The organism is Pseudomonas sp., assembly GCF_051660785.1.
Taxonomy (GTDB): Bacteria; Pseudomonadota; Gammaproteobacteria; order Pseudomonadales; family Pseudomonadaceae; genus Aquipseudomonas.
Genome location: NZ_JBOFQE010000097.1, coordinates 23,332 through 36,243, shown reverse-complemented (window position 1 = coordinate 36,243; position 12,912 = coordinate 23,332). Strand labels below are relative to the sequence as shown.

Sequence of the window (12,912 nt, the reverse complement as noted above, 5' to 3'; positions counted from 1 at the left end):
GCGTTTGCGGTAGCAATCTGATCGCCGAGACAACCCCATGCCGATGTACGACTATCAATGTGCTTCCTGTGGTCATCAGTTGGAAGCCATCCAAAAGATCAGCGCAGCACCGCTGGTCGACTGCCCTGCCTGCCAGGCGCCAGAGCTGAAAAAGATGCTATCCATGCCGGGTTTCCGCCTGAGCGGCACCGGCTGGTACGAAACCGATTTCAAGACCGGTTCCAAGAAGAATCTGGCCGGCGGCGACAAAGCTGACTAAGGTCTGGAACCTGAGTTGAACGACTACGCGCGAGCTCTTGCAACCTCTGCAAGGCCTCCAACCGAATTTCGATTACGAGAAGCGAAACCACTACCATGATGCGCAGCCATTATTGCGGCCAACTGAACGAAGCCCTGGAAGGCCAGGAAATTACCCTTTGCGGATGGGTTCACCGTCGCCGTGACCACGGTGGGGTGATTTTCCTCGATATCCGTGATCGTGACGGTCTGGCCCAGGTGGTGTTCGACCCGGACCGCGCCGAGAGCTTCGCCGCCGCCGATCGCGTGCGCAGTGAATACGTCGTGAAGATCACCGGCAAGGTTCGCCTGCGTCCGGCCGGCGCCACCAATGCCAACATGGCATCGGGCATGATCGAAGTGCTGGGCTACGAGCTTGAAGTGCTGAACGAATCGGAAACCCCGCCGTTCCCGCTGAACGAGTTCTCCGACGTCGGTGAAGAAACCCGCCTGCGTTATCGCTTCCTTGATCTGCGTCGCCCGGAAATGGCCGAGAAGCTGCGTCTGCGTTCGCGCATGACCACCAGCATCCGCCGCTACCTGGACGAGAACGGCTTCCTCGACGTCGAGACGCCGATCCTGACCCGCGCTACTCCGGAAGGCGCACGTGATTATCTGGTACCGAGCCGTACTCACGCCGGTTCGTTCTTCGCCTTGCCGCAATCGCCGCAGCTGTTCAAGCAACTGCTGATGGTGGCCGGCTTCGACCGTTACTACCAGATTGCCAAGTGCTTCCGCGACGAAGACCTGCGTGCCGACCGTCAGCCTGAATTCACTCAGATCGACATCGAAACCAGCTTCCTCGATGAAAAAGACATCATGGGCCTCACCGAAGGCATGATCCGCAACCTGTTCAAGGAAGTGCTGGATCTGGAGTTCGGCGAATTCCCGCACATGACCTTCGAAGAAGCCATGCGCCGCTACGGTTCCGACAAGCCGGACCTGCGTAACCCGCTGGAACTGGTGGACGTGGCCGACCAGCTGAAAGAAGTCGACTTCAAGGTTTTCAGCGGCCCGGCCAACGATCCGAAATGCCGTATCGCTGCCTTGCGCGTTCCTGGCGCGGCGAGCATGCCGCGCAAGCAGATCGACGACTACACCAAGTTCGTCGGCATCTACGGTGCCAAGGGCCTGGCGTACATCAAGGTCAACGAGCGCGCCAAAGGCGTTGAAGGCCTGCAGTCACCAATCGTCAAGAACATTCCTGAAGCCAACCTCAACGTGATCCTCGATCGCGTTGGCGCGGTTGACGGCGACATCGTGTTCTTCGGTGCCGACAAAGCCAAGATCGTCAGCGAAGCCCTGGGCGCGCTGCGGATCAAGGTCGGCAACGACCTGGAGCTGCTGACCTGCAAGTGGGCGCCAATGTGGGTCGTCGACTTCCCGATGTTCGAAGAGAACGACGACGGCAGCTTCAGTGCCTTGCACCACCCGTTCACCGCGCCGAAGTGCACCCCGGAAGAACTGGAAGCCAATCCGGCGACCGCTCTGTCCCGTGCCTACGACATGGTCCTCAACGGCACCGAGCTGGGTGGCGGCTCGATCCGTATCCACCGCAAGGAAATGCAGCAAACGGTGTTCCGTCTGTTGGGTATCAACGAAGCGGAACAGGAAGAGAAATTCGGCTTCCTGCTCGACGCCCTGAAATACGGCGCGCCGCCGCACGGTGGCCTGGCCTTCGGTCTGGACCGTCTGGTGATGCTGATGACTGGCGCCCAGTCGATCCGTGAAGTGATTGCCTTCCCGAAAACCCAAAGTGCTGCCGACGTGATGACGCAAGCACCGGGTGTGGTAGATGCCAAGGCACTGCGCGAATTGCACATTCGTTTGCGCGAAACGCCAAAGGCTGAGTAAGGCTGACCGCAAAGGCGCATCCTTTCGGGATGCGCCTTTTCTTTAGGTCGAGATTTTTTCTTGCTGGCCGACACAGCGTGCGCGGCGGGCAATGTTTCAAGAGAATTCGGAGCGAGTTATGGCGGGTCATTCCAAGTGGGCGAACATCAAGCACCGCAAAGAACGTCAGGATGCCAAGAAGGGCAAGATTTTCACCAAGTGGATTCGTGAACTGACCGTAGCGGCCCGTCAGGGCGGCGGTGATCCGGGCTCCAACCCGCGCTTGCGTCTGGCGCTGGACAAGGCCCTCGGCGCGAACATGAGTCGCGACATCATTGATCGCGCAGTCGCCCGCGGTGCCGGTGCTGCCGACACCGACGACATGGTCGAACTGACCTACGAAGGCTACGGCCCGGGCGGCGTGGCGGTGATGGTCGAGTGCATGACCGACAACCGTAACCGCACCGCAGCCGCGGTTCGCCATGCGTTCAGCAAGTGCGGCGGCAATCTGGGTACTGACGGCTCCGTGGCTTATCTGTTCGAGCGCAAGGGGCAGATTTCCTTCGCGCCGGGTGTCGACGAAGATGCACTGATGGAAGCTGCCATGGAAGCCGATGCCGATGACGTGGTCACCCATGAAGACGGCTCGATTGACGTGTTCACTTCGTTCGCCGGTTTCTACTCCGTGCGCAACGCGCTGGAAGCGGCGGGATTCAAGGGCGATGACGCGGAAATCGTGATGCTGCCAACCACCAGTGCCGAACTGGACCTGGAAGGCGCCGAGAAGGTGCTCAAGCTGATCGACATGCTCGAAGACCTGGATGACGTGCAGAACGTCTATTCCAATGCGGAAATTCCCGAAGCCGTAGCCGCACAGCTCGGTTAAGGGCGACCAAGATCCAGTGTAGGAGCGAGCCTGCTCGCGAAAAACCTGAGAGCGCCGCGCTAATTCAGGTGTAGCGCGTTATCGTTAACGCCCATCGCGAGCAGGCTCGCTCCTACAGTGTTGTGGGTTCGCCACGCAAATTCATTACAACCCGCAGGCGTTATGACTTTAATTCTTGGTATCGACCCCGGTTCGCGCATCACCGGTTATGGCGTGGTACGTGATACCGGGCGTGGCTGCGTGTATGTGGCGTCGGGCTGCATTCGCACGGGGTCCGGCGAGCTGCATGAGCGTCTGCAAATTGTCTATCGCGGTGTGCGTGAAGTCATCCAGACCTATGGTCCGGTGACCATGGGCATTGAAAAAGTCTTTATGGCACGCAATGCCGACTCTGCCCTCAAGCTCGGTCAGGCCCGAGGCGCTGCGATTGTGGCGGGTGCCGAGGAAAACCTGGAAATCGCCGAATACACCGCGACCCAGGTCAAGCAAGCGGTTACCGGCACCGGCGCCGCGAATAAAGAGCAGGTGCAGATGATGGTTATGCACATGCTGAAATTGACCAGCAAGCCGCAAATCGATGCTTCGGACGCCCTGGCCATCGCCATTTGCCATGCTCACACCCGTTCCAGCCTGTTACCTCATGGTTTGGGAACAGCACGCAGTCGTGGCGGGCGCCTGCGTCTCTGATAGCATCAGCAGTCATTTTTAAGGAATGAGGGTTTTGCGCCTGTGTTGTCGGCGCAAAACCCTTGTTCTGTCAGTCGCCAGTCAATGATCTGGCCAACGCTCAAGGATCTGAAACGTGATTGGACGCTTGCGCGGCACACTGGCTGAGAAACAGCCGCCGCACCTGATTCTGGATGTAAACGGTCTGGGGTATGAGCTGGAAGTGCCCATGACCACGCTGTATCGCTTGCCGTCGGTCGGTGAACCGCTGACCTTGCACACCCATTTAGTCGTACGCGAAGACGCGCAGTTACTCTATGGCTTCTTCGGCAAGCGTGAGCGAGACTTTTTTCGCGAGTTGATCCGTCTCAATGGTGTAGGGCCGAAATTGGCCCTGGCATTGATGTCGAGCCTGGAAGTGGATGAACTGGTACGTTGCGTGCAGTCTCAGGACACTTCGGCGCTGACCAAGGTGCCGGGCGTGGGCAAAAAGACTGCCGAGCGTTTGCTGGTGGAACTCAAGGACCGCTTCAAGGCCTGGGAAACCGTGCCGGCGATGTTCGCCCTGGTGCCGAACCAGCCGGGCGGGCCAGATGCGCCGCCGGTTGCCACCGCAGAAAATGATGCGGTCAGCGCGCTGATTTCCCTGGGTTACAAGCCGCAGGAAGCCAGCAAGGCGATTTCCGCGATCAAGGAGAAAGGTTTGAGCAGTGAAGACATGATTCGTCGTGCCCTGAAGGGAATGATCTAAGTGATTGAAGCTGATCGTCTGATTGCCGCCACGCCCGGCCCTCGCGACCGCGAGGAAGTCCAGGACCGGGCGATTCGCCCTGTCAGCCTGGCGGAATACATTGGCCAGCCGACCGTTCGCGAGCAAATGGAGTTGTTCATCCAGGCGGCTCGCGGGCGTAACGAGTCCCTGGACCACACGCTGATTTTCGGTCCGCCGGGTCTGGGCAAGACCACCTTGGCCAACATCATCGCCCAGGAAATGGGCGTGTCGATCAAAAGCACTTCGGGCCCGGTGCTTGAGCGCCCGGGCGATCTGGCGGCGCTGTTGACCAACCTTGAGCCTCATGACGTGTTATTCATCGACGAAATCCATCGGCTGTCGCCGATTGTCGAAGAAGTGCTGTACCCGGCCATGGAAGATTTCCAGCTCGACATCATGATTGGCGAGGGGCCGGCTGCACGCTCGATCAAACTGGATCTGCCGCCGTTCACCCTGGTGGGCGCGACGACCCGTGCCGGCATGTTGACCAACCCGTTGCGCGACCGGTTCGGCATCGTTCAGCGCCTGGAGTTCTACAACACTGCCGACCTGGCAACCATTGTCAGTCGTTCTGCGAACATCCTCGGTTTGCCGCTGGACCCGGAAGGCGCCTTTGAGATCGCCCGGCGTGCCCGCGGCACCCCGCGGATCGCCAACCGCTTGCTGCGCCGGGTTCGGGATTTCGCCGAAGTTCGCGCCAAGGGCCACATCACCAAACCGATCGCCGACCTGGCCTTGAACCTGCTGGATGTCGACGAGCGCGGTTTCGATCATCAGGACCGGCGTCTGCTGTTGACCATGATCGAGAAGTTCGACGGTGGGCCGGTCGGCGTGGACAGTCTGGCGGCGGCGATCAGCGAAGAGCGCCACACCATTGAAGACGTGCTGGAGCCGTACCTGATCCAGCAGGGCTACATCATGCGCACGCCGCGGGGGCGAGTGGTCACCCGGCACGCGTATCTGCATTTCGGTTTAAACATTCCGTCACGATTGGGTGAGATGCCCGTGGTAGACGAGTTCCTTGATGCCGTGGACGATTAAACACTTTTGCGGGCTGATTTTTTCCGGATTTGCGCGGTCCTAGGACCGTGCTTCTGCCAGAAAGCCGCGAATCAATGAAAAACAGTTGCCTGGCCGGATTGGCAACCTGAGGAGTAAGCACTAGAGTATGCGCGCGCAAAACGGGCTTGAGCCTTTCGCACTTCGTTGTCGCGTTTATTACGAGGACACCGATGCGGGCGGCATCGTGTATTACGTCAATTACCTCAAGTTTATGGAACGGGCTCGAACCGAGCGGCTCCGGGATCTTGGCTTTGCCCAGTCCCAGCTGGCAGGAGAGGACCTGTTGTTTGTCGTGCATTCCAGCGAAGCGCGTTACCACGCGCCGGCGCGACTGGACGACGAGCTTCTGGTAAGCGCTGAAGTAATTGAATTGAACCGTGTCAGCCTGCGCTTCAAACAGCAGGTCAGGCGAGCCACGGATAATGCGCTGCTCTGCGAAGGGCAGTTTCTGGTGGCCTGTGTGCGCACTGAAAGTTTAAAACCCCGGGCCATTCCCGAAGCTCTACGTGCGGCCTTTGCCGACGTGAGCGGCGCGGGTACACACTCAAAGCAGGAGATAAAGCGTGGAAGCTAACGTCGTCGACCATTCCTCCATGTGGAGCCTGGTCAGCAATGCCAGTATCGTGGTGCAACTGGTAATGCTGATCCTGGTAGCCGCATCGGTGACCTCATGGATCATGATCTTTCAGCGCAGCAACCTGCTGCGCGCCGGTCGACGTGCCCTGGAGAGCTTTGAAGAGCGCTTCTGGTCTGGCATCGACCTGTCCAAACTCTACCGTCAGGCCGGCAGCAACCCTGATCCGGATTCGGGCGTCGAGCAGATCTTCCGTGCCGGTTTCAAGGAATTCTCCCGTCTGCGCCAGCAGCCAGGCGTTGACCCGGAAGCGGTCATGGAAGGCGTGGCCCGTGCCATGCGCGTGGCCATTTCCCGCGAAGAAGAAAAGCTCGAGCAGAGCCTGCCGTTCCTCGCCACCGTCGGTTCCGTCAGCCCGTACATCGGTCTATTCGGTACCGTCTGGGGGATCATGAACTCCTTCCGTGGCCTGGCCACTGCCCAGCAAGCGACCCTGGCCACTGTGGCTCCGGGTATCGCCGAAGCACTGATTGCCACCGCAATCGGCCTGTTCGCGGCCATCCCGGCCGTTATCGCTTACAACCGTTTTGCTGCTCGCAGCGAAACCCTGCTGGGCCGTTACTACACCTTCGCCGATGAATTCCAGGCGATCCTGCACCGCAAAGTGCACACCAGCGAAGAATAAGCAGGTAATTTCCAATGGCTTTAATCGCTCGAGCTCGCAAAAAGCGCAAGCCGGTTGCCGAGATGAACGTGGTGCCTTACATCGACGTGATGCTGGTGCTGCTGGTCATCTTCATGGTGACCGCTCCGATGCTCAATCAGGGCGTGAAAGTTGATCTGCCCAAGGTTTCCAGCGAAGCCTTGCCGCAGGACAACAACACCCAGGTCCTGACCATTTCGATCAAGTCTGACAAGACCTATTACTGGAACCTTGGCAGCGAAGTCGAGACTGAAAAGCAACAGGACAAGGCCATGACCTTGCCGCAGATGACTGACGCGGTGACCAAGATCATTCGCGCCGGTACTGAAGGCGGCAAGCGTACCCAAGTGTTCATTCGCGGCGACAAGACCGTCGATTACGGTTCCGTGATGGGCGCCATGGGCGGGTTGCAGAAAGCCGGGGTCGGTAATGTTGGCTTGATTACCGAGGCACCCTGATGCAGCAAATGCGAGAGCCGTCCGCCTCGGAAAGCTACTTCTGGCCTAGTGTCCTGGCGATTGTCTTGCACGTGCTGGTATTCGGCATGCTGTTCGTCAGTTTCGCCTTCACACCAGAGCTGCCGCCGGCCAAGCCGATTGTCCAGGCGACCTTGTACCAGCTGAAATCGAAAAGTCAGGCGACCACCCAGACCAATCAGAAGATTGCGGGTGAGGCGAAGAAATCTGCCGCACGTCAGACCGAAGTCGAACAGATGGAACAGAAAAAGATCGAACAGGAAGCGATCAAGGCCGCGGAACAAAAGAAGGAAGATGCGGCTCAAAAAGCCGAAGAATCCAAGAAGGCCGACGAGACTAAAAAAGCGGATGAGGCGAAAAAGGCTGATGAAGCCAAGAAAGCCGATGAAGCGAAGAAGACCGCCGAAGCCAAAAAGGTCGAAGAGAAACAATTGGCTGATATAGCCAAGAAGAAATCTGAAGAAGAAGCCAAGAAGGCGGCTGAAGAAGAGGCCAAGAAAGCGGCCGCTGAAGAAGCCAAGAAAAAGATTGTCGAAGACGCGAAGAAGAAAGCCGCGGAAGACGCCAAGAAGAAATCTGAAGCTGAAGAGGCGAAGAAGAAAGTCGCCGAAGACGCGAAGAAGAAAGCTGCCGCCGATGCTGCGAAGAAAAAGTCGCAGGAAGCTGCACGTAAATCTGTCGATGAGAAAAAGGCTCAGGCCCTGGCAGATTTGCTTTCCGACACGACGGAGCGTCAGCAGGCCTTGGCGGATGAGCAGGGTGATGAAGTCGCGGGTAACTTCGACGATCTGATTCGCTCGCGTGCTTCCGAAGGTTGGGCGCAGCCACCGTCAGCCCGCAAGGGCATGAAGGTGATCCTGCAAATCAACATGCTGCCTGACGGAACAATCTCCGGCGTGTCGGTTGCCAAGTCCAGCGGTGATGTACCGTTCGACAGTTCAGCGGTAGCGGCGGTAAAAAATATTGGTCGATTGACCGAAATGCAGGGTCTGAAGCCAGCTGATTTCGCACCCTATCGTTCATTCAAGATGACATTCACACCTGAGGATCTAGCCTTGTGAGAAACCTTCTTCGAGGACTGCTTGTAGTCATGTTCTGCTTTGCAGGACTGGCCACCGCAGATGAAAAAAATATCCTGGTCAGCAGTGGTAGCTCCCAGGCAACTCCAATTGCCGTAGTGCCATTCGGTTTCCAGGGCGGCACCGTGCTGCCGGATGACATGGCCGAAATCATCGGCAACGACCTGCGCAACTCGGGTTATTACGCGCCGATTCCAAAGCAGAACATGATCAGCCAGCCGAGCCAGGCCAGCGAAATCATTTTCCGTGACTGGAAGGCGATCAACGCTCAGTACATTATGGTCGGCAGCATCGTGCCATCGGGCGGTCGCCTGCAGGTTCAATACGCTTTGTTCAACGTCGCTACCGAGCAGCAAGTGCTGACCGGCAGCGTGTCGGGCAGCGTCGATCAACTGCGCGACATGTCGCACTACATCGCCGACCAGTCGTTCGAAAAACTCACCGGCATCAAAGGCGCGTTCTCGACACGTCTGCTGTACGTGACGGCCGAACGTTTCTCCGAGAAGAACACGCGCTACACGCTGCAACGCTCGGACTACGACGGTGCCCGCGCCGTGACGCTGCTGCAATCGCGCGAGCCGATCCTGTCGCCGCGTTTCGCACCGGATGGCAAGCGCCTCGCTTACGTCTCGTTCGAGCAGAAGCGTCCGCGTATCTTCATGCAGAACATCGACACCGGTCGCCGTGAGCAGATCACCAACTTCGAAGGCCTGAATGGCGCGCCTGCCTGGTCGCCGGATGGCAATCGCCTGGCATTCGTATTGTCGAAAGACGGTAACCCGGACATCTATGTGATGAACCTGGGTTCGCGTCAGATCACTCGCGTCACCAATGGTCCCGGCATCAACACCGAACCGTTTTGGGGTAAGGATGGTTCGACCATCTACTTCACCTCCGATCGTGGCGGCAAGCCACAGATCTACAAAACCAGCGTCGGTGGTGGCGGTGCGGAACGTGTGACCTTTGTGGGTAACTACAACGCCAACCCGAAACTTTCGGCTGATGAAAAGACCCTGGTGATGATTCACCGCCAGGACGGCTTCACTAATTTCAAGGTGGCGGCCCAGGATTTGCAGCGAGGTAGTGTAAAGATCCTCACTGATAGCACTCTGGACGAGTCGCCTACTGTTGCGCCCAACGGCACCATGGTAATCTACGCCACCCGCCAGCAGGGCCGGGGAGTCTTGATGCTCGTGTCCATTAATGGACGCGTGAGGCTCCCGCTTCCTACCGCACAAGGCGAAGTCAGAGAACCGTCCTGGTCCCCTTACCTGAACTGACGCGGCGCTACACGTTTTACTTAACACACTGGGGTTCATTAGGAGTTTCACGATGGAAATGCTGAAGTTTGGTAAATTTGCTGCGCTGGCTCTGGCCATGGCTGTAGCTGTAGGTTGCTCGTCCAAAGGCGGCGACAACGCCGGTGAAGGCGCTGTTGATCCAAACGCTGGTTACGGCGCAAACACTGGTGCCGTTGACGGTTCCCTGAGCGAAGAAGCTGCTCTGCGCGCAATCACCACCTTCTACTTCGAATACGACAGCTCGGACCTGAAGCCAGAAGCCATGCGCGCTCTGGACGTTCACGCCAAAGACCTGAAAGCAAACGGCGCTCGCGTTGTTCTGGAAGGCAACACCGACGAACGTGGTACTCGTGAGTACAACATGGCACTGGGCGAGCGTCGTGCGAAAGCCGTTCAGCGCTACCTGGTACTGCAAGGTGTTTCCCCAGCTCAGCTGGAACTGGTTTCCTACGGCGAAGAGCGTCCAGTTGCTACCGGCAACGACGAGCAGTCCTGGGCTCAAAACCGTCGCGTCGAACTGCGTAAGTAATTCGTCATGCGAACGTGCCGTCGTGCTGTAACTGTTTTGGCTCTCAGTCTCGCACCGCTTGCGGTGTGGGCTGCGGTTCCTGTGGTCGAGGACAACTCCGGCTATAACAATAGCGGGAGTAGTAATCCGCCTGCGGGTTACGGTACGAACGGCGCCTATGCCGGGGGAGGGGTTTCGACCCCTGTCTCGGCACAGGGCCAGCTGTTCAACCAATTGCAATCCATGCAGGATCAGATCTCGCGCCAACAGGGTGTGATCGAAGAACTGCAAAATGACGTAGCGCGCATGAAGCAAGAAAGCCTGGAGCGATATCAGGATCTTGATCGGCGCATAGGAACCGGCGTTGCACCAGCCGCGACTCCTGATAATTCTTCCGCCGGTGGCAGTTTGAATGCCCCCGGTGCAGCAGCGGGCGCAGCCGCAGGAGCGGCAACCGCTGCGACACAAGCGCCTGCCGCGGGTAGCGAGCCGGCTGATCCGGCGAAGGAAAAACTGTATTACGATGCAGCCTTCGACCTGATCAAGGCCAAGGATTTCGACAAGGCCAGCCAGGCTTTTGCCGCATTCCTGCGCAAGTACCCGAGCAGCCAGTACGCGGGCAATGCCCAATACTGGTTGGGCGAAGTGAACCTGGCCAAAGGCGATCTGCAAGGTGCAGGTCAGGCGTTTGCCAAGGTTTCGCAGCTGTACCCAAAGCACCCTAAAGTGCCTGATTCGCTGTACAAGCTCGCTGACGTAGAGCGCCGCCTGGGTCATACCGACAAGGTCAAAGGCATTCTGCAGCAGGTCGTGTCCCAGTATCCGGGTACTTCCGCTGCTCAGCTGGCTCAGCGTGACCTGCAGAAAATGTAAGGTTGCTTGACCTGTTTCGAAGAAACCCGCGCTTGTCGCGGGTTTTTTCGTTAGAATTCACGCCCTTTTTATGAAACACGCTTTTTGGGATCTACGCGGTGGCGGGGTTCCTTGAAGTGCCTGACGGAGGCGGACAGCCTGTTTAGCTGTCATGCCCGTGGCGACTATGCAAGACACATTGAGAATCACCGAAGTTTTCTACTCGTTGCAGGGTGAAACGCGGACTGCCGGGCTGCCCACTGTTTTTGTGCGCCTGACCGGTTGCCCATTGCGTTGCCAATATTGCGACAGCGCCTACGCGTTCACTGGCGGCACCATTCGCCCACTCGACGACATTCTCGAACAAGTGGCCGGTTTCCGTCCGCGTTATGTCTGTGTCACCGGTGGCGAGCCGCTGGCACAACCCAACGCCATCCCTTTGCTTAAACAGTTGTGTGATGCCGGCTACGAAGTGTCACTGGAAACCAGTGGTGCACTCGACATCTCGGCGGTAGATTCCCGGGTCAGTCGCGTCGTCGACCTGAAAACGCCGGGTTCGAAGGAAGCACATCGCAACCGCTACGAGAACATCGAACTGCTCACGCGCAACGATCAGGTGAAGTTCGTCATCTGCTCGCGGGAAGACTATGACTGGGCCGTGTCCAAGCTGATCCAGTACGGTCTGGATCAGCGCGCCGGTGAAGTCCTGTTTTCGCCAAGTCACCATGACCTCAATGCTCGGGACCTGGCTGACTGGGTAGTGGCGGACAACCTGCCAGTGCGTCTGCAATTGCAGCTGCATAAATATCTTTGGAATGACGAGCCGGGGCGCTGAGATGACTGAACAACTGAACACTACCGAAAAACGTGCAGTCATCCTGCTGTCCGGCGGCCTGGACTCAGCGACCGTTGTGGCCATGGCCCGCGCTGAAGGCTATAGCTGCTACACCATGAGCTTCGACTACGGTCAGCGGTCTCACGCCGAATTGCATGCCGCTGCGCGTGTCGCTCGCGACCTGGGTGTGGTCGAGCACAAGGTGATCGGCCTGAACCTGAACGGTATGGGCGGCTCGGCACTGACCGACACCAGCATCGATATTCCGGAAGTGGCGGGAGAAGGTATCCCGGTGACTTACGTGCCGGCGCGCAACACAGTGTTTCTGTCCCTGGCGCTGGGTTGGGCTGAGGTACTCGGCGCGCGTGACATCTTTATCGGCGTGAATGCGGTGGACTACTCCGGTTATCCGGACTGTCGTCCCGAGTTCATCGAGTCGTTCGAGCGCATGGCCAATCTGGCGACGAAGGCCGGTGTAGAGGGCAATGGCTTCCGTATCCAGGCGCCACTGCAGAACCTGAGCAAGGCGCAGATCGTCCAGGCAGGCGTGAAGCTGGGCGTCGATTATGGGCTGACCGTTTCCTGCTATCAGGCGGACGATAACGGCCGTGCGTGCGGCAAATGCGACAGCTGCCGCCTGCGTGCAGAAGGCTTTGCAGCGGCCGGTGTGAGCGACCCGACACCTTATTTTTGATTTATTTTAAATTAGGTGTTGAATAGTCCTTAAAAATCAGTATTATACGCGCCACCACACAGCGGGTCGTTAGCTCAGTTGGTAGAGCAGTTGGCTTTTAACCAATTGGTCGTAGGTTCGAATCCCACACGACCCACCATTTTTGTAGCAGTTTTAAAAGTCTGGAAGGCCCACGCAAGTGAGGATTTCCGGATTTTTTTTTGCCCGCGATTTGAGCTCGGCTCAACGCGAGGCTGCACCGCGTGACGCAGGTCAGAATCATCTTTTGCATCCACCGGATATTCTGTAGCCTTGCGCATCTTCACCGTTGTCCGTGCCTGATGATACTCACTCTCCCGGCGGTACCCTGAAGGGTCCGGAGCCGGGTGTATACTCGACTTTCGCGCGAAAGCGCC

Annotated in this window: 15 protein-coding genes and 1 tRNA gene; all 16 read left to right on the top strand. The window is 58.1% G+C overall.

What is annotated here, in order from left to right; translation table 11 throughout:
* The first annotated feature begins 37 nt into the window (after nt 1–37).
* The 16 genes from ACRC4F_RS27830 to ACRC4F_RS27755 all read left to right on the top strand — a co-directional run bounded on the left by ACRC4F_RS27830 (nt 38) and on the right by ACRC4F_RS27755 (nt 12,656).
* Nucleotides 38–259 (top strand): FmdB family zinc ribbon protein, encoded by a 222-nt coding sequence (locus ACRC4F_RS27830; RefSeq protein ID WP_010457489.1) that lies wholly within the window; start codon nt 38–40, stop codon nt 257–259.
* Between the two features lie 95 nt (nt 260–354).
* Nucleotides 355–2,130, top strand: a complete 1,776-nt coding sequence (aspS, locus tag ACRC4F_RS27825) for an aspartate--tRNA ligase (RefSeq protein WP_438662231.1) — start codon at nt 355–357, stop codon at nt 2,128–2,130.
* 118 nt (nt 2,131–2,248) lie between these two features.
* Nucleotides 2,249–2,995: a YebC/PmpR family DNA-binding transcriptional regulator gene (locus ACRC4F_RS27820; protein ID WP_438662230.1), complete on the top strand. Its 747-nt coding sequence runs from the start codon at nt 2,249–2,251 to the stop codon at nt 2,993–2,995.
* Between the two features lie 162 nt (nt 2,996–3,157).
* The gene (ruvC, locus tag ACRC4F_RS27815) at nt 3,158–3,682 is read left to right on the top strand and encodes a crossover junction endodeoxyribonuclease RuvC (RefSeq protein WP_019693260.1); all 525 of its coding nucleotides are present in this window, start codon (nt 3,158–3,160) and stop codon (nt 3,680–3,682) included.
* 115 nt (nt 3,683–3,797) lie between these two features.
* Complete coding sequence (gene ruvA, locus ACRC4F_RS27810) at nt 3,798–4,412, top strand: Holliday junction branch migration protein RuvA (protein WP_038981959.1); 615 nt, start codon at nt 3,798–3,800, stop codon at nt 4,410–4,412.
* Nucleotides 4,413–5,474, top strand: a complete 1,062-nt coding sequence (gene ruvB, locus ACRC4F_RS27805; protein WP_008147374.1) for a Holliday junction branch migration DNA helicase RuvB — start codon at nt 4,413–4,415, stop codon at nt 5,472–5,474.
* 127 nt (nt 5,475–5,601) lie between these two features.
* Nucleotides 5,602–6,069 (top strand): tol-pal system-associated acyl-CoA thioesterase, encoded by a 468-nt coding sequence (gene ybgC, locus ACRC4F_RS27800; protein WP_010457477.1) that lies wholly within the window; start codon nt 5,602–5,604, stop codon nt 6,067–6,069.
* Entirely contained in the window at nt 6,059–6,754 is a 696-nt protein-coding gene (gene tolQ / locus ACRC4F_RS27795) for a protein TolQ (protein WP_008147369.1), read from the top strand. The genes ybgC and tolQ overlap by 11 nt, the downstream gene beginning before the upstream one ends.
* 23 nt (nt 6,755–6,777) lie before the next feature.
* Nucleotides 6,778–7,230, top strand: coding sequence for a protein TolR (tolR, locus tag ACRC4F_RS27790; protein ID WP_438662262.1), 453 nt, complete (start codon nt 6,778–6,780; stop codon nt 7,228–7,230).
* The gene (tolA, locus tag ACRC4F_RS27785) at nt 7,230–8,309 is read left to right on the top strand and encodes a cell envelope integrity protein TolA (protein ID WP_131059802.1); all 1,080 of its coding nucleotides are present in this window, start codon (nt 7,230–7,232) and stop codon (nt 8,307–8,309) included. Before tolR ends, tolA begins: the two co-directional genes overlap by 1 nt.
* Before the next feature lie 29 nt (nt 8,310–8,338).
* On the top strand, nt 8,339–9,607 hold the full coding sequence (tolB, locus tag ACRC4F_RS27780; protein WP_438662229.1) for a Tol-Pal system beta propeller repeat protein TolB: 1,269 nt from the start codon (nt 8,339–8,341) through the stop codon (nt 9,605–9,607).
* Nucleotides 9,608–9,659: 52 nt separating this feature from the next.
* On the top strand, nt 9,660–10,157 hold the full coding sequence (gene pal / locus ACRC4F_RS27775) for a peptidoglycan-associated lipoprotein Pal (RefSeq protein ID WP_003178634.1): 498 nt from the start codon (nt 9,660–9,662) through the stop codon (nt 10,155–10,157).
* A gap of 6 nt (nt 10,158–10,163) precedes the next feature.
* Nucleotides 10,164–11,009, top strand: a complete 846-nt coding sequence (ybgF, locus tag ACRC4F_RS27770) for a tol-pal system protein YbgF (RefSeq protein WP_438662228.1) — start codon at nt 10,164–10,166, stop codon at nt 11,007–11,009.
* A gap of 166 nt (nt 11,010–11,175) precedes the next feature.
* Nucleotides 11,176–11,823 (top strand): 7-carboxy-7-deazaguanine synthase QueE, encoded by a 648-nt coding sequence (gene queE / locus ACRC4F_RS27765; protein WP_438662227.1) that lies wholly within the window; start codon nt 11,176–11,178, stop codon nt 11,821–11,823.
* Nucleotide 11,824: 1 nt separating this feature from the next.
* Complete coding sequence (queC, locus tag ACRC4F_RS27760; protein WP_438662226.1) at nt 11,825–12,517, top strand: 7-cyano-7-deazaguanine synthase QueC; 693 nt, start codon at nt 11,825–11,827, stop codon at nt 12,515–12,517.
* Nucleotides 12,518–12,580: 63 nt separating this feature from the next.
* Nucleotides 12,581–12,656, top strand: a tRNA-Lys gene (locus ACRC4F_RS27755).
* The last annotated feature ends 256 nt before the right edge of the window (nt 12,657–12,912 follow it).